Annotated in this window: 17 protein-coding genes; 9 read left to right on the top strand and 8 right to left on the bottom strand. The window is 48.7% G+C overall.

From position 1 onward, the window contains the following. Nucleotides 1-34: 34 nt before the first annotated feature. The gene (locus L8G48_RS11660; protein ID WP_248264787.1) at nt 35-952 is read right to left on the bottom strand and encodes a DMT family transporter; all 918 of its coding nucleotides are present in this window, start codon (nt 950-952) and stop codon (nt 35-37) included. Then, entirely contained in the window at nt 939-1,559 is a 621-nt protein-coding gene (gene yihA, locus L8G48_RS11655) for a ribosome biogenesis GTP-binding protein YihA/YsxC (protein ID WP_248264786.1), read from the bottom strand. The genes L8G48_RS11660 and yihA overlap by 14 nt, the downstream gene beginning before the upstream one ends. A 195-nt stretch (nt 1,560-1,754) precedes the next feature. Between yihA and L8G48_RS11650 the strand changes: the two genes are divergently transcribed. From L8G48_RS11650 to cysE, 4 genes are all read left to right on the top strand, one after another. After that, nucleotides 1,755-2,381, top strand: a complete 627-nt coding sequence (locus L8G48_RS11650; RefSeq protein ID WP_248264785.1) for a c-type cytochrome — start codon at nt 1,755-1,757, stop codon at nt 2,379-2,381. A gap of 631 nt (nt 2,382-3,012) precedes the next feature. Further along, nucleotides 3,013-3,426 (top strand): GTPase-activating protein, encoded by a 414-nt coding sequence (locus L8G48_RS11645; RefSeq protein ID WP_248264784.1) that lies wholly within the window; start codon nt 3,013-3,015, stop codon nt 3,424-3,426. Beyond that, complete coding sequence (locus L8G48_RS11640) at nt 3,426-3,884, top strand: DUF2489 domain-containing protein (RefSeq protein WP_248264783.1); 459 nt, start codon at nt 3,426-3,428, stop codon at nt 3,882-3,884. Before L8G48_RS11645 ends, L8G48_RS11640 begins: the two co-directional genes overlap by 1 nt. A 9-nt stretch (nt 3,885-3,893) precedes the next feature. Further along, on the top strand, nt 3,894-4,721 hold the full coding sequence (gene cysE / locus L8G48_RS11635) for a serine O-acetyltransferase (RefSeq protein WP_248264782.1): 828 nt from the start codon (nt 3,894-3,896) through the stop codon (nt 4,719-4,721). Here the strand turns inward: cysE and L8G48_RS11630 are convergent. From L8G48_RS11630 to L8G48_RS11620, 3 genes are all read right to left on the bottom strand, one after another. Further along, nucleotides 4,718-6,289: a methyl-accepting chemotaxis protein gene (locus L8G48_RS11630; RefSeq protein ID WP_248264781.1), complete on the bottom strand. Its 1,572-nt coding sequence runs from the start codon at nt 6,287-6,289 to the stop codon at nt 4,718-4,720. The two genes, cysE and L8G48_RS11630, sit on opposite strands and share 4 nt — an antisense overlap. A 179-nt stretch (nt 6,290-6,468) precedes the next feature. Then, nucleotides 6,469-6,675: a cold-shock protein gene (locus L8G48_RS11625; protein ID WP_011233297.1), complete on the bottom strand. Its 207-nt coding sequence runs from the start codon at nt 6,673-6,675 to the stop codon at nt 6,469-6,471. Between the two features lie 183 nt (nt 6,676-6,858). Continuing rightward, nucleotides 6,859-7,404, bottom strand: a complete 546-nt coding sequence (locus L8G48_RS11620) for a hydrolase (RefSeq protein WP_248264780.1) — start codon at nt 7,402-7,404, stop codon at nt 6,859-6,861. A gap of 199 nt (nt 7,405-7,603) precedes the next feature. On the opposite strand from L8G48_RS11620, the gene purE reads away from it, so the two are divergent. Further along, on the top strand, nt 7,604-8,095 hold the full coding sequence (purE, locus tag L8G48_RS11615; protein WP_248264779.1) for a 5-(carboxyamino)imidazole ribonucleotide mutase: 492 nt from the start codon (nt 7,604-7,606) through the stop codon (nt 8,093-8,095). Further along, entirely contained in the window at nt 8,092-9,180 is a 1,089-nt protein-coding gene (locus L8G48_RS11610) for an ATP-grasp domain-containing protein (protein ID WP_248264778.1), read from the top strand. Before purE ends, L8G48_RS11610 begins: the two co-directional genes overlap by 4 nt. Before the next feature lie 23 nt (nt 9,181-9,203). Here L8G48_RS11610 and L8G48_RS11605 read toward each other — a convergent pair whose 3' ends face one another. The 3 genes from L8G48_RS11605 to L8G48_RS11595 are packed head-to-tail and all read right to left on the bottom strand — an operon-like array spanning nt 9,204 to nt 12,723. Then, complete coding sequence (locus L8G48_RS11605) at nt 9,204-9,854, bottom strand: alpha/beta hydrolase (protein WP_248264777.1); 651 nt, start codon at nt 9,852-9,854, stop codon at nt 9,204-9,206. Beyond that, nucleotides 9,854-10,675 carry a prephenate dehydratase gene (locus L8G48_RS11600; RefSeq protein WP_248264776.1) on the bottom strand — a complete coding sequence of 274 codons (822 nt, stop codon included), beginning with the start codon at nt 10,673-10,675 and terminating at the stop codon, nt 9,854-9,856. The genes L8G48_RS11605 and L8G48_RS11600 overlap by 1 nt, the downstream gene beginning before the upstream one ends. Continuing rightward, on the bottom strand, nt 10,672-12,723 hold the full coding sequence (locus L8G48_RS11595; protein WP_248264775.1) for a S9 family peptidase: 2,052 nt from the start codon (nt 12,721-12,723) through the stop codon (nt 10,672-10,674). Before L8G48_RS11595 ends, L8G48_RS11600 begins: the two co-directional genes overlap by 4 nt. Nucleotides 12,724-12,872: 149 nt before the next feature. Here L8G48_RS11595 and alr point away from each other — a divergent pair, with 149 nt between their 5' ends. From alr to cydB, 3 genes are all read left to right on the top strand, one after another. Beyond that, nucleotides 12,873-13,964 (top strand): alanine racemase, encoded by a 1,092-nt coding sequence (alr, locus tag L8G48_RS11590; protein ID WP_248264774.1) that lies wholly within the window; start codon nt 12,873-12,875, stop codon nt 13,962-13,964. 139 nt (nt 13,965-14,103) lie between these two features. Further along, a complete protein-coding gene (locus L8G48_RS11585; RefSeq protein WP_248264773.1) occupies nt 14,104-15,492 on the top strand; it encodes a cytochrome ubiquinol oxidase subunit I in 1,389 nt (462 codons plus the stop codon). Nucleotides 15,493-15,495: 3 nt separating this feature from the next. Continuing rightward, entirely contained in the window at nt 15,496-16,497 is a 1,002-nt protein-coding gene (cydB, locus tag L8G48_RS11580) for a cytochrome d ubiquinol oxidase subunit II (RefSeq protein ID WP_248264772.1), read from the top strand. Nucleotides 16,498-16,646 lie beyond the last annotated feature (149 nt).

The raw sequence follows: 16,646 nt of genomic DNA, 5'->3' as shown, positions 1-16,646 counted from the left end.
GATTATTTTTTGCCCGGCTCTTTAGCCGGGCTTTTTATTGCTCTTTTTGTGGAATACCTGCCAGACCAGAACGCCCTTTACGGTTAGCAAACCAAACACCAATGAGAATAGCAAGCATGCCAACACCGTGCTGTAGCCAAAATGCCTCGCCATCGAGTATGCCCAGCAAAACGGCGACGACCGGAATGAGATAAGTGACTGAACTGGTAAAGACCGTATTGGTTAATTGCACAACATGGTTAAAAATGACTAGAGCACCAGCGGTTCCTATAATGCCTAAGGCCAAAACCGAAACTAGCGATAACATCGCCCCGGGCTGCTGAACCTGAGTAATAAATTCGGTGCCGGCTAACAAATAAACAGTAGCAGGAACGGCTGCCATCATTAGTGATATGCCGGTGATGGTTAGTGGGGATAAGTCACTAATTTTATGTTTAATCAGGTTGAGGTTCACGCCGTAACAAATAGTTGCAGTCATGACCAGCAAGGCATAAAGGTTGAAATTCCAACTGCCATTGGCGGAAGCGGTAATCAGAAGCAGCGTGCCAAAAAGACCAATGGCGACCCCGATAATTTGTGCCAAGCGTGCTTTTTGATAAAAGAATAGAGAGCCAATAACCAGTGTGGCAATAGGGGTTAAAGCGTTCAGAACACCGGTGATGCCACTGGTTAACTGAGTTTGTGCTATCGCGAACATAAAAGCAGGAATGAAACTGCCGACCAAGCCAACGCTGGCGAGCTTTAGCCAATGCTTGCGAGTTATTTTATTCAAGCGGCGCGCAATAAAGGGAGCCAGTACGATACCGGCAGAACTAATGCGAAGCGCTCCCACTTCCATTGGACCAAAAGCGAGTAATCCTTTTTTTATCAGCAAAAAGGAACTGCCCCAAATTAAAGCGAGTAACCCTAATAATAGCCATGCACTAAGAGGTGGCGTGTTATTCGTCGTCATACTCTTTGCTATACCACTGGTTGAGTTTTTCTTCGACTTGCTCAACGCCAAAACGCTTTAGCGACGAGAAAGCCTCCACTTGAACATCGCCGTTAAAAGCAATAGCGGCTTGTCGAGCTTGTAAAACCATAGACTTACGGGCACCTTGTTTAAGCTTATCGGCTTTGGTCAATAACGCCAGTACCGGCAATTCGCAATCGACAGCCCAGTAAATAAGTTCCTGGTCGGTTTCGCGGAAAGGGTGGCGAATGTCCATTAATACCACAATACCTTTTAAGCTGTCTCTTCGCTGGAGGTATTCGCTTAAAGAGCGCTGCCATTTTTCTTTAACCGCTATTGGTACTTTAGCAAAACCGTAACCCGGTAAATCGATAAGCCGTTGACCACTATCGAGCTCAAACACGTTAATTAATTGCGTACGCCCCGGGGTTTTACTGATGCGAGCCAGTGACTTCTGACGGGTCAGTGTATTTAAAGCACTCGATTTGCCGGCATTAGAGCGTCCGGCGAAAGCAATTTCTATGCCGGTGTCAGGGGGCAGTTTACTGATATCCGGTGCACTGGTTACAAACTTTGCCGATGCGTAGTTTAATTGCTGATCTGCCACTTTTAAGGTCACTTTTATTGATAAAACGGAACGTCCACATGCATTATGAAGTATTCAGGCTGTATCGCCAACGATCATTTGGTAATTGATTCGATTTTAGTCGTTTAATCCACACAAGTTTTGTGTAAAATAGCAGTCTGTTTAAGGTGAATTATTGGGGCGCATGGCGCCATCCAAAACAGAAGAGAAGCAAACATGAAAAATTTCGCAATCTTTTTGGGACTTTTCTTCGGTACCGCCGGTATCGCAGTAGCACAAAGCGGCGACGCTCAAGCCGGAAAAGAAAAATCGCAAGTGTGTGCGGCTTGCCATGGGCCCAATGGTCAATCCCCGTCCGATATGTATCCGCATTTGGCCGGCCAGCACCAAAAATACCTGCTTAAACAGTTGAAAGACTACAAACTAGCGGCGGAAACTGGTGGTGAAGAAGGTCGTAATAACCCCATTATGATGGGACAGGTCGCTTCGTTATCTGAGCAAGATATGGCTGACTTGGCTGCTTTCTTCGCTTCACAAGATGAACCAAAAGGCGAAACTCCGGAAGATTTAGTTGCATCAGGGCGTGATCTTTTCCGTCGTGGTAACCCGGAAACAAATATGCCGTCGTGTTCCGGCTGTCACGGCCCCAGAGGTAATGGCATGGGGTTAGCTGCATTTCCGGATATTTCCGGCCAACACGCTGCTTATACAAAATCTCAGCTAGAAATGTTCCGCAGTGGTGAGCGTGCTAACGATCCAAACGGAATGATGCGGGGCGTGACAGAAAAGATGACAGACGAAGAAATGGAGTTGTTGTCGCAATTCTTGAGCGGTTTGTATTAAATTATTATTTGATGAATAGAAAAGCGGCTTATGCCGCTTTTTTTTCGTTAATAAATAATGTTATCAAAAAAGCTTAAATTTAGATGTTGTTAACTAAAAGTAATAAAAAAGTTGTTTTTTAGATCAATAAAATCATTGAATTAATATTTGGTTCAAGTAGTCTTAACAACGCTCCGGGGCCGTACGGGCAGAAAAAAATAAAAATAAGATGCCAAAAGCCCTTGAGATAATAATAAAAAGACTGTAAAAATACAGCTGACTCGATACAAAAAAATAACAAGAGGTCGAGAGGATATCGAAAAATCAGATTCTGTCTTATTTCTCGATAATCCAGGGAGTAAAGCCAATAGGCTAGTCGTTGCTCCATTTAATAATAACAATAATAAAAAGATAGGTTACGGAAGACCGCAATAACAACTCGGAAGCAGTGACAACCATTCTCATAGTTGCAGTGCGCTGCCGATAATGTGAGAGAAGCAGGCGATGTGTAAAAACATCGCCTTTTTTCTTTTCTAAACGAGTCTTGTCCTACAACGGGCAGACTTTTGCTTTTTGTATTTTACCCTTCCACTGACGTCATCCGCGTTAATGAGTTACAATAGGTCATATTAGTTGTTATTTAGGAGCGACCATGACTCGCCTCAAGAAAACTCGTAAGACAGGGCCGCTTGCTCCGTCTAAAACGCCAAGAGAAAAGCAAACAACAGACGCTGAATCAAAAGGTAAGAAAAAGGGCAAAGGCCAACCTTCCGGTCAACGGCATTCTTCTGCCAAAGTTCTGCAACAAGGCAAAACAAAAAGTGATAAGAAAGATCCCCGACATGGAAGCCGCCGTAAAGTAGCATTAGTGGTGACACCTGAACAGGAGCTCAAACAGTTACAAGAAGACAGAAAACTTCAGTCACTGGTCGAACGGTTTGAGAACGATGAGTCTCTGACTGAGGTAGAACAGCGCTATCTTGATGAAAAGTCGGAGCGCTATGAGCAGCTGGTAGCCAAGCTGGGTTATGAGCTCGATGAAGAATGGGATGATGAGGAGTACTAATGTCCAGTGAACTCTATTGGGTTATTGCGATTGTAGGCGTTTTAATTATTATCGCTTTGGGATGGTATGCCACGAACTTGTTGCTGCGTCTGCGTTGGCAAACCAGGGCTCGAGATGCTGCTGTGCAGAAGCGTGTCGAGCGTATTGATGAGAGCATTATTACGATAGCAAAGGCAATGCAACAAGAGCAGTGTCCTTTTTCTGAAGGCTGTTTGCGTATCGTTGTATTGCTTGATCATCGGCCTGAATCGGTAGAGTACAATTACTCTAAAGAGTATCCGGCACTGCATGAAATGTACGAAAAAATAAAGCATATGCCGACGCATGAATCGCGTAAGAAGTTCCCTAAAGCTAAAGTTCGGGAAATGGATAATGAGCGTGAGGGCTATGAAAAGTCGATGCGAGACATTATTCTTGCCGACATTAATAAGTTACTGAAGCAATTTCCAGCGGCCTGAGGAGGCGGCATGCCGTTTTTTAAAGGGATAAAAGAAGATATTGCCAGCGTTTTTGACAGAGATCCGGCTGCGCGGAACACAATGGAAGTGTTGTTTCACTATCCTGGGCTGCATGCTATTTGGTTCCATCGGATAAGTCATAAACTCTGGGGTTGGAGGCTGTATTGGCTTGCTCGTTTCGTTTCTAATGTATCTCGCTGGTTAACGGGTATTGAGATTCATCCGGGGGCTAAAATTGGTCGCCGCTTTTTTATTGATCATGGTATGGGTGTGGTTATTGGAGAAACGGCAGAGATTGGCAACGACGTAACTTTATATCATGGCGTTACCCTGGGGGGTACCAGTTGGAATAAAGGTAAACGGCACCCTACATTAGAAGAGGGAGTGGTTATTGGAGCCGGAGCAAAAGTATTGGGTCCAATTACGGTGGGTAAATCCGCACGTATTGGCTCTAACGCGGTGGTTGTGCGCAATGTGCCGGATCTAAATACTGTGGTCGGAATTCCGGCGCGTGTCGCTCAGTCAGGGGTTGATGCTGAGACAACAGAGCGTCGTAAAAAAATGGCAAAGGAATACGGTTTTGATGCTTACGCTATCTCCGCCGATAATCCCGACCCGGTCGCAACGGCCATTGGTCGTATGCTTGACCATGTACAGGTGTTAGATAATAGAGTGTCTGACCTTTGTGAGGCAGTTAATAAACTGGGTGGTGATGTTTGCGGTGAAATTCCGCAAGTTGACATGGATGATGTCGAGTTTTTAGAAGAAAGTGAACGCGCCGCTGAGCGACGCGTTCATAAGGACGATGCTTCAACATCGGATACTACTGGCAGTTAACTTTTCAAGTTAAAGCGCTCAATCAATGAATACAGCTCTTTACTGGTAAATTGCAGTTCGTTGCTTGAGTGTTGTGTTTGTTCTGCTGTTTGTTGGGTTTGGCTTGCGGTATCGGAAATTTCAGTGATTTGCTCACTGATATGCTCCGCAACGCCACTTTGTTCTTCCACTGCCGAAGCCATCTGTGTCGACATATCGGAAATTTCCTGAATAGCCGTTGATATCTCGCCCAATGCGCTGTCTGCCAGACCAACTTTTTTCACCCCTTCGGCGGCAGCTTCCTCGCCTCTCTTCGATACCTCCACAGCGTTGCGAGCACGCTCTCTCAGCTGCTCTATGACCTTGTGAATACTCTCTGTAGACTGAGTGGTTCTTGACGCTAATGAGCGTACTTCGTCAGCCACGACAGAGAAACCGCGGCCATGCTCTCCTGCACGGGCTGCTTCGATGGCTGCGTTCAACGCTAACAGGTTGGTCTGATCCGCAATCGACGAGATTAAATCTGCGGCTTCGCCTATAGCGCCGGTAGACTGATCCAGCTCCTCTACGGTTTGTGCTATTTGTTTCACCGCATCTTGCAGTTTGACAATAACCTCGCTAGCTTCGTTTGCAAGACCCACGCTTTCATTAACATTGGCTTTGGCTGACCCGGCATGTTGCGCATTGCGTTCAACAGTATCTGCAACTTCCTGAATCGCTGATGCCATTTCATTCATCGCTGTTGCTGTCTGTTCTGTCGCTGCTGTCTGTTTGTCTACGTATTGCTTACTCAGCTGCGCTTGTTCATAGGTATCATCGGTGACCTTTAACAAGCCACCGACGGCATCTTTTATTCGGCTTAATGCTGTGTGATTACGTGCGCCTTCACTGACTAACTGCATGGCCAGTTTAGCCTCGCGCCCTTGTTTATCGAAATAAGTGGTGCCGACTAATTCGGAATCGAAAGCTTCCGGGCGTAACTTTAATAAACCCTGAAGCATATGACCAATATAAGCTCCGTAAGCTAAGGTGCTGACCGCTGTGGCTACTAAGGAAATTAAGGCTGGCAGAGGCTGACCCAGCAATGCTATAACGGCACTGCCGATAACACCAGGAACAACAACTGGCATTAAATCTTTGCAACCTGACCATAAACGCTTGCCAAGGGGCAACGCATGCTTTCCGGAATTTAGACGATCATAAACCGTTTGTGCGCGCTGCTTTCGTTCATCTGAGGTGGCAACTCTGACCGATTCAAATCCAACGGGTTTGCTATTCTCCATTATTGGTGTGACATAAGCACTGACCCAATAATGGTCACCATTTTTACAACGGTTTTTAATTAAGCCCATCCATGGTTTGCCCCGTTTAATCGTTTTCCACATTTGCTCGAATACGCCAGCGGGCATATCTGGATGACGCAATAAATTATGCGGAGAATCGATAAGTTCATTGCGTGTGTAACCACTGACATTAACAAAGTCTGCGTTGCAGTGTTTGATAACCCCTTTGAGATCAGTAGAGGAAATCAGTCGATAGTGGTCTGGAAAGCGGTATTCCTTTCCTGTAACCGGACCATTATTTTTCATAGGCGCCTTTTTGAGTTTTGATTAACATCAATACTTATAAGGTTATCGTATTTTGGCGAGGAAAGTTTAGGAAAAGGCAAAATAAAAGTGAGGGTTGCATAAAAAAACGCCGCTAAAAGCGACGTTTTTGAGATTCTTTTGTAAACGTTCGGCACCCAAGTCAGGGCACTGAAGGTTCCTTACATAGGAACTACGTTTTCAGCTTGTGGGCCTTTAGGACCTTGAGCTACGGTGAAAGAAACTTGTTGGCCTTCAGCCAAAGTTTTGAAACCGTCAGACTGAATAGCGCTGAAATGTACGAAAACGTCTGCGCCGTTTTCTTGTTCGATGAAACCGAAGCCTTTAGCTTCGTTAAAGAATTTTACTTTACCAGTAGTAGTAGACATGCTGATATTCCTCGTAGTGCATGTTGAAATCAATGTATTGCTAAAAAAAACTTGGTATTACTTGGACTTACAAAACGAGGTACAGCAAAAAGGACTTCGTAAAAAATCTCAAATCAATAGCCGAAATTTTCTCAGCGGTTTCGAGTATACGCTTAATATAACCTGAGTCAACAATACCTTGCGTTATTTTAACCAGTTACGACTGATATGGCGGAAAGTATCGGTTCCTGACTTCTCCAGCCATTCGAAAGCCGCCATCTCTGAAGTCATAATTTCAACGCCAGCGTTTCGCAGACGCTCAATGGCGCTGTCTTTATCGGTCGGGCGACGTGAACCAACGGTATCAGCAGGCAGAAAGACTTGGTAACCCGAAGCCTGCAGCTCTACTGCTGTTTGCAAAACACAGACATGGGTTTCCATGCCCATAATAACCACATGCTTCTTATTATATTCTGACAGGACATCACGGAAGGTGTCGTCCCGTACCGCGCTAAAATGAGTTTTCTCAACCACCCGGGCGGCTTCAATAATTTCTTGCAGACTGTCTACGGTGTAACCTAAACCTTTAGGGTATTGCTCGGTGATAAGAATGGGTAAATCCAACTGCATGGCAATTTCGCCCAGCCAGCGCATGCGCGAGGTGACCACATCTCTTTGATGAATGGCGGGCAGTAGTTTTTCCTGAGCATCAACAATTAGCAGTAAAGAATCTTTAGCAGAAAGCAGCATTGTTTCGTCCTGTTGGTACAAATTGATAATTGATACTAACCTTAGCTTATTCGTATCGCTATCGGCAAAAAGTCTAAACTTGGTGAATAACTTTGGTTAATAATTATGCGTGAAATTTGCAGTTAAGGCAGCCAATGGCTACAATCTCCGCCTTTCCAAATGCAGATGCACATCCAAACAGTAAATAAAAGGTGACACCATGGTTCCGGTATTGATTCTAATGGGTTCCCAGTCCGATTGGCCGGTAATGCAAAAAGCGGCTGAAATGCTTGAGTCTCTGGGCATTGAATGGCAGGCAAAAGTTGTTTCCGCGCACCGCACTCCGGACTTACTGAAGCTGACTATGGAACAAGCGGAACAGGACGGAGTGCCGGTGGTTATCGCCGGGGCCGGAGGTGCTGCTCACTTACCCGGAATGCTGGCAGCTTTTACCGCTATTCCGGTGTTTGGTGTGCCGGTTCCAAGCAAACAGTTAAAAGGCTTCGACAGTTTGCTTTCTATTGTGCAAATGCCTAAAGGCGTTGCTGTCGGGACTCTGGCCATTGGTGATGCCGGAGCAGGCAATGCGGGGTTGTTAGCAGCGCAAGTTATCGGCAGCTTTGATAGTGATGTTCGCAACCGCGTGCACGAGTTTCGCAAGGCACAAAGAGAAAAAGTGATGGCAAATTCAGATTTGGAGCTGCCGAAATGAAAATCCTGATTCTTGGCAATGGCCAGCTCGGACAAATGCTGGGAAAAGCGGTTATCCAGCAGGGCCATGAATGCGTCTTATACAGTGACAGGCAAGACCAGGTTATGGCGCTGGGAAGTCAGCAGCCTTTATCGATGACACTAGCAGAGGCGAATGACTGGGCGGACGTTACCACCTGGGAGCATGAGCATTTAGGCGAAGAGCTGGTGGCTAAAACCGCTGGCAAATTCCTATTAAAAGCGGAACGTTTTAACGAGTTAGTTGATCGCCGCACGCAAAAAGCGCTGTGTGATGCGCTGGATATTCCAACCTCTGCCTGGAAAGCTTACGAAAGCGCTGCCGAATTAACCGCTATTTTAAACGCCTGTGATCACGCGGTTGTGATCAAGTCCGCAAAAGGTGGTTACGATGGCAAGGGGCAATGGCGCTGGCGTCCGGGTGATGATATTGCTGTGGTTGCTGAAGAAGCGGGCAAGCGTCCCGGTATTGTCGAGGACATGATCAATTTTACTGACGAGGTATCTGTTGTTGGTGCGCGATCTCATAAAGGCGAGCAACGGTGTTTTTCATTGACCTTAAACGTGCACACCAACGGTATTTTGTCTTACAGTCTGGCGGGTGCTGAGCATTTCTCTAAAGCGCTTGAAGAGATGGCAAAAGAACACCATCGCAAACTGACTAATGCGCTCGATTACGTGGGCGTTCTGGCTATAGAGTTTTTTGTGGTCGGCGAAGGCGCTGACCAACAGTTGTTGGTCAACGAAGTTGCGCCACGGGTTCATAACTCGGGCCACTGGACCATGAGCGGCGCTAACTGCGACCAGTTTAACCTGCACATTCGTGCTATCACTGGCTTACCGTTGCCTGAATTGCTGCTGGCGCCTACCTTAATGGTCAACTTAATTGGCGTAACGGGTATTCCGGAAGCCTTGTGGGAAGCCGCTGCTGCCGACTGTCATTGGTACGGAAAGGACGCCCGGCCGGGCCGTAAAGTAGGCCATGTGAATATTATGATTGATTCATTTGAGCGTGGCGAAAACCTGGCCAGCAGCTGGGCTGAAAAACTGCAGCTACTGGCAAACTAGCCTATTACAAAGTGGAAGAGCGGTTAAAACCGCTCGTCCAGCCATTTTTGCATATCCTGCACCTGCTCCATGCACAATGAATGTGGCATAGGGTAGGTCTGATAGGCCACTGAAAAACCTTTCTCTTTTAATACCGCACAAGCCTTTTGCCCGAGCACTTCAGGCACTACCGGGTCCTGCGTACCGTGCTGAACCAAAACCGGCAAATTCTTATTCGCATCATGCACGTCAATGTCGCCGGCGGTAGCAAAGTAAGTGGAATGTGCCATTAAACCTGCCAACGGCTTAGGGTAGGTTAAAGCGGCTTCGTAACCCACGGCACCGCCTTGCGAAAACCCGGCAATAATAATGCGTTTACTGTCGATACCCTGAGCAATATGCTGGTCGATCATGGCGTGCACTTCAGCGGCCGATTCACGCAGTTGTTTGCTGTCAATCTGGCGGTCAATGCTCATGTCGGTAATGTCGTACCAAGCTGGCATGACCATGCCCTGGTTTATGGTTACCGGTATTTGCGGTGCATGAGGAAACAAAAAGCGAACCTGCGCATTGGCAAGTTTTAAATGCTCGGTCATGGGAACAAAGTCATTGCCTGAGGCTCCCAGGCCGTGTAACCAAATAATAACCGAATCGGCGTTGCCTGCCGGCTCATGTTTAATAACTTCCAGAGACATTACTGCGTTCCTATTTCTGCGGCTGGGTAAGAGCCCAGCCAGTGAATGTTATTCAATTTAGCCAGCTCTTGCAAAGCATTAGCCACGCCTGGCTCGCTGCGGTGTCCGTCAAAATCAATAAAGAAATGATAGTCGCCAAACTGACTGCCCGCCGGTCGTGAAACAATAGAGGTTAAGTTAATTTGCTGTTTTGCAAAAACCTGTAAGCTATCAACCAATAAGCCCGGATGATCGTTGTCATCTATGAGCAGCAAACTGCTTTTCCAACGTTTGCTTTTATCGAACTCTGGCTCTTCAGAACCGGTTGATAATACCACGAAGCGTGTCTCGTTGTGTGGGTTGTCGGCAATATCAGGGTTAAGTATTTGCAGCTCACTCGGGCAGCGAATGTGACAGGGAACGACGGCTGCAGCAGCTTCTTCCGCCGCTAACAAAGATTCCAGAGACGCTGTGTTACTGGCGGTGTGAACGGTGGGCTGCGCTAACTTCTGCAAGTATTGACTGCATTGTCCGGCCGCAACAAACTGCGCCCATACTTGGGTGGGACTGATGCTGTTACTGAGGCATTGAAAGCCAACGGGAATGCGAATTTCTGCCTGAATGCGTAGCGGGCGCTGAACCAGATAATCGACGACCGGAGAGATGAAACCTTCGGTCAGGTTTTCGACAGGAACAACGGCGGCATCGCATTCGCGACCAACAGAATCCAGGCAGCTTACCAGGCTGTTTAAGAGTTGGATGTCATGATGCTTCTGTGGCTGGTAAAGCCCTGCGGCAACCTCCGAAAAAGTGCCGGCAGGGCCTAAAGTGGACAGCTTCATTTCTTGTACTGCTCAAACCACGCCAGCGCGTGTTCAATTTTGGCTATCATGTTGGATGGACGAGCCGTAACACCGTGAAAAGCACCCGGCACACGCACCATAGCGGTATCCACTTTCTGCAGCTTGAGTGCCTGATAAAACTGCTCGGTCTCGGATATTGGCGTGCGGCGGTCTTTCTCTCCGGTAAATAACAGCACCGGCGTTTCAACGTCGCCGACCATAGACAGTGGCGAGCGTTGCCAGTAGTGCTCGAGCTTTTCCCACGGCATGCCCGGGAACTGATTGGTGATTTGGCCAATTGAGCTGTCCGCGGTCAGCACTTTACTGACCCAGTTAATGACTGGGTTGGTCGCAGCAGCCGCGTTAAAACGGTTGGTCAGGCCTACCGCGTAGGCTGTCGCAATGCCGCCGGCTGAACCACCGGCAATAAAGAGGTTCTCTGAGTCTGCAATGCCTTTATCAATGAGTAAATCAACGCCACTCATATGGTCAGCAAAGTCATACGGCGATGAATAGTTGCCGTCCAGCAGCATGGCAAAGTCTTTACCGTAAGAGGTACTGCCGCGGTGGTTAACGTACAGAACAACATAGCCCTCTGCGGCGTAGCGCTGATGCTCAGCGGCAAAATGTGGACCGTAAGACAGGTGAGGACCACCATGGATTTCCAGCAGCAGTGGGTATTCTTTGCTTTCATCGTAATTTGGCGGAGTAATATACCAGCCGTGAATCTCTTCGCCGTCGTAGCGGGACTCATAGCGAATTTCATGGACTTCCCCCAGCTCGCGATGGGCAAGCAGGTCTTCGTTAAGCTGCGTAAACTGAACGGCTTCACCACCTTGTGGCTGGAAGCCAACATCAGCAGGGCGATACTCTGAACCTTTAGTGTAGGCAATAGCTCCGGTTTGTGATGCGGTGAAAGCCCCCATGGTGTAAGGGCGGCTGACATAAACACCGGAAACGACATCAACCCGCTTGTTTAGCTCGTTACTCAGAGTGACATCGGCAACAACTATTTTGCCCCGGTCAGCGTAAGACACAGCCAGCGAGTCATTGCCTGTCCATTGAGGCGAACTGAAAGAGCGGTCAAAGTCCGCCTGTAATTCGGTTTCGGAACGTTCGCTCCAGTCCATGATCCATAATTGCGACTTATGGTAAGGCACCGGCTCGTTTGAGCTGTGTAAGTAAGCAAGGCGCTCGCCGTCAGGAGAGAATTGCGGTGAAGACTCGCGGCCGGGTTTGTCCGTAATCTGAGCTACTTCTTTAGAGCTAAGGCTAACGCTGTAAAGGTCACTCTCGTTCACCTGGTACGCCCAGTCTTCGGAACGGTTTCCGGAGAATACAATATGGCTGTCATTTTCTGTCCAGGCTAACGGGCCGCCATGTCGGTAAGGTCCGTCGGTTAGCTGGCGCGCTGCTCCGCCCTCGGCAGGAACCACAAACAGTTGCGTATGCGCTGGTTCCAGAACGCCTTTGCCATCGCGTTGGTAATAAGCTTCCTGCACAATAATGGGTGACTTCGACCACTTTGCCCCTTTGGGTTTAGTTGGCTTTTTGACGCTCTTGGCAAAAGGTGTTGGCCCGGTTTTTACCGACATAGTAAAGGCCAAATGTGAGTCATCGTTAGACCAGCTAATACTGCCGGGGCTTTCACTCACATGAGTGACTTTGGCGGTGCGCTGTTCTTTGATCCAGTGCACATGAATTTGGTTTTTCTCAGAACGATTGGAAGCAAAGGCCAGGCGAGTTCCGTCATTTGACCAGGCCAGACTGCCGTAGCTGAACGTATCGTCAAATATCGGTAAATGTTGACCGGTCTCGGTGTCAATCAGCCATAATGAGCGTCGGGTATTGTCTTTCATGTCATCAAAGCTGTTGCGAATGTACGCTATATGCTTACCGTCAGGTGAAATGCTGACTTGATTGGCGTATTCAAGCTGGAAAATATCGTCAGCCTGAAAAGTATTCTTTGCAGTGTTTTCGGCGAGTGTGGGTACAGAGGTAAAAAGTAGCGCTAAGCTACCGACAATAACGGATTGTTTTAACCACATTTTTGTTCTCCTTTTGGTTATTGCTTTACGTTACTCAAGCTGGCCGCACGATGCAAAGAGTAATGCAGAGAGTTCCGTTCAAGTTGGCGGAAAATACGGTAAACTGAAGGCCTTTTCCACATGCAGGCCAAAAATGAAAAGGGAAACACATGCATTACCGCCAAACACGCGCTGAAATATCTTCCTCTGCTATAAAGCACAATGCCAACTGGGTGCGCCGGATAATGGAAGGCGGAAAGCTTTTAGGTGTGGTGAAAGCCGATGGCTATGGTCACGGGGTGATACCCGCGGTCCGGGCACTGGAACCCCATGTCGATGGCATGGCAGCTGGATTCATGGAAGAAGCGCTGGCGGTTAGGGAAAGTGGCTATAAAGGCCCGCTGGTGATACTGGAGGGTTGTTTTTCTGCTGCCGAGTTAACGATTTGTTATGAGCAAGATCTGAGCCCGGTGGTTCACTGTGAGCAACAACTTGAATGCATTGAACAGGCTCAGTTGCGCTCCCCTTTGTGGGTCTGGTTAAAAATCGATACCGGTATGCATCGTTTAGGTTGGCCTCAAGAGCAGGCGCAACAAGCGTTAAACCGGCTACAATCAAGCAATAATGTTTCAGGGGTGACTTTAATGTCCCATTTGGCTAATGCCGATGCGGAGCACAGTCGGAATGCCAGCCAAAAACAGCAATTTAATAAGTTGTCGGATACGCTTAGCGGCTATCAGGCGCTCAGTTTTCATAATTCGGCCGGTTTGCTGAACCCGGATACTCAGTGGCCACTTCAGGCCAATGACTGGTTGCGTGCCGGGCTTCTGCTTTACGGCGTGAATCCCTCTTCAGTAACCGAAGTGCAAACAGAGCTGCAACCTGCCATGCGCCTCGTGGCTCCGGTAATCGCCTTACATAAACTGGAAAAAGGTGAGTCGGTTGGTTACGGCAGTGCCTGGACGGCAGATAAACCCCGTGTTGTTGCGACCGTTGCTATGGGATACGCCGATGGTTACCCGCGCCAGGCTCAAAATGGTACGCCGGCCATGGTTCGGGGACAACGAGTCGGGTTAGCCGGACGGGTATCGATGGACATGTTGACCATTGATGTCACCGAGGTTGAGGGTGTTCAGATAGGTGATGACGTTGAATTATGGGGGCAAAATGTCGATGTGCGGCGGGTTGCCGATTGCGCGGATACCATTTCCTGGCATTTACTGACCGGTGTTAGCGGACGTGTTCCCCGGGTAATTGTGTAATGAATATGGCTTAGCGGTATTAGCCATACAAAAAGTATGGCATTGATTAGTATTTATCCTACAAGCTTTACTCTCTGAACCCTGATCTTTGTCAATAACGGCGTATACTAAAGGCAAACCTCAGCTAAGGGTGTTTGCCATGTTCGAAAGTTTTGACGCATTGTTTCTGGCGCGCTTTCAGTTCGCATTTACTATTGCGTTTCACATTATTTTTCCTGCCTTTACTATCGGTGTGGCCAGTTATTTGGCGGTTCTGGAAGGTCTCTACTTAAAGACTCGAAATCCCGTTTATCAAAAGCTGTTCCGTTACTGGGTTAAGATTTTCGCGGTAGCCTTTGGTATGGGCGTGGTCTCCGGCATTGTTATGAGCTATCAGTTTGGCACCAACTGGTCGGTGTTTTCAGACAAAGCCGGCCCGGTTATTGGGCCTTTAATGGGTTACGAAGTATTAACCGCGTTCTTCCTGGAGGCCGGGTTCCTTGGCGTGATGCTGTTTGGGATGAACAAAGTAGGCGAAAAACTGCACTTTTTCGCCACCTTAATGGTGGCTGTGGGTACTGCCATTTCTGCTTTCTGGATATTGTCAGTCAACAGCTGGATGCAAACTCCAGCCGGTTATGCCATGAATGACGTTGGTCAGTTTGTGGTCACCGACTGGTTCGAGGTTGTTTTCAATCCTTCTTTTCCTTATCGGCTGGCGCACATGCTGCTGGCGGCTTATTTAACCGTAGCCTTTGTGGTCGGCGCGGTGGGTGCCTGGCACTTGCTGAAAGACAAGACCAACGCGGCTGCGCGTAAAATGTTCTCCATGGCCATGTGGATGGCGCTCATTGTTGCGCCGCTGCAGGTGTTGGTGGGGGATTTTCACGGCCTGAATACGCAGGAGCACCAGCCCACCAAAGTGGCTGCCATGGAAGGGCATTTCCATACAGAGTCACGGGCACCGCTGTATTTATTCGGCCTGCCCAATCAGGAAACCGCTGAAGTGGATTACGCGCTGAAGGTTCCCGGTCTTGCCAGTATTATTCTGAAGCACGACATCAACGCCGAGGTAACCGGGCTTGACCAGTTCCCTAAAGAGGACTGGCCGCCGGTGGCAACGGTATTCTGGTCCTTCCGCATCATGGTTGGAATTGGCTTTTTAATGGTACTGGCCGGGCTGTGGTCCGGACTCCAGCGCCTGCGCGGTAAACTGTACGACAACAGCTTGTTATTGCGCTTCAGCCTGTTCATGGGGCCGATGGGCTTTGTGGCGGTTATCGCCGGCTGGATAGTGACCGAAGTTGGGCGGCAGCCGTGGGTGGTGTATGGCCTGCTGCGCACCGCCGATGCGGCATCGCCCATAGACCGGGCCGGTGTGGCCGGCAGCTTAATTGCCTTTATTGTGGTGTATTTCTTAGTATTCGGTGCTGGTACCTTCTACATTCTGCGCAAAATGGCAGGAAACCCGGAGCAGGTTCACATTCCGGAGCACGCGAAGCATCAGCCGACCATGGCCGCTGAGCGCATCTACGACGAGGAGGCCTAAGCTATGGATTACGCACTGATTTGGGCGATACTGATTTCCGTTGCGGTTTTTGCTTACGTTGCACTGGATGGCTTTGACTTAGGCATCGCACTGCTGTTTCCCTGGTTTAAAAAAGAAGAAGACCGCGATGTGATGATGAATACCGTGGCACCGGTCTGGGACGGTAACGAAACCTGGTTAGTGCTGGGCGGCGGTGGTCTGCTGGCGGTCTTTCCGCTGGCGTACTCGGTCTTATTACCGGCGTTGTATATGCCGGTTATTGCCATGCTGCTGGGGCTCATCTTTCGCGGTGTCGCCTTTGAATACCGCTTTAAAACCAAACGCGCCAAAGGCATCTGGGACGTGTCTTTTATTACCGGCTCGCTGATATCGGCCATGAGTCAGGGCATTATGCTGGGTGCCATGCTGCAGGGCATTCAGGTGACTGAGCGGGCGTACTCCGGCGGTTGGTTTGACTGGTTGACGCCTTTCACCATTTTCTGCGGCGTGGCGGTGGTTATCGGTTACATGATGCTGGGCGCCACCTGGCTGGTGATGAAAACCAATGGTGACCTGCAACGACAAAGCTACCGCGCGGGTTGGTACACTACCATCCTGCTGGTGGCCTGCATTGCCTTTGTGAGCCTGTACCTGCCTTATGTGGATAAATTTATTGCCGAGCGCTGGTTTACGTATCCTGCCTCGGTTGGCTTGTGGGCGTTGCCAATACTGCTGGTGGTGATGACCATTGGCCTGTTGCGTTCACTGCACAGAAAACAGGAAGGACGCCCCTACCTGTGGGGGCTGGGCATGTTCCTGCTGGCGTACACCGGCTTTGCGGTCAGTATTTTCCCGTACCTGGTACCGCGCAGCATTACCCTGTGGGAAGCGGCCGCTCCGGACAACAGCCTGAAGTTCCTGCTGGTTGGCGCGGTGTTCCTGCTACCGATGATCTTCGCTTACACCGGTTACACTTACTGGGTGTTCCGAGGAAAAGTTGACACCGACAGCGGGTATCACGACTGATGAAGCCGATATTTAAGAAGTGGTTATGGTTTATTGGCCTTTGGTGTTTAGGAGTTCTGGCTGTCACTTTAGTGGGTGGTCTGATCCGCTGGGCTTTATTGTAAGCTTGCGCTAGGATTACAAATAAATTTTAGTAGGGAACCGTTTGC

Origin of the sequence: Idiomarina aminovorans (assembly GCF_023155095.1) — a bacterium.
GTDB classification, from domain to species: domain Bacteria; phylum Pseudomonadota; class Gammaproteobacteria; order Enterobacterales; family Alteromonadaceae; genus Idiomarina; species Idiomarina aminovorans.
This window is presented reverse-complemented; position numbering and strand designations above follow the sequence as displayed.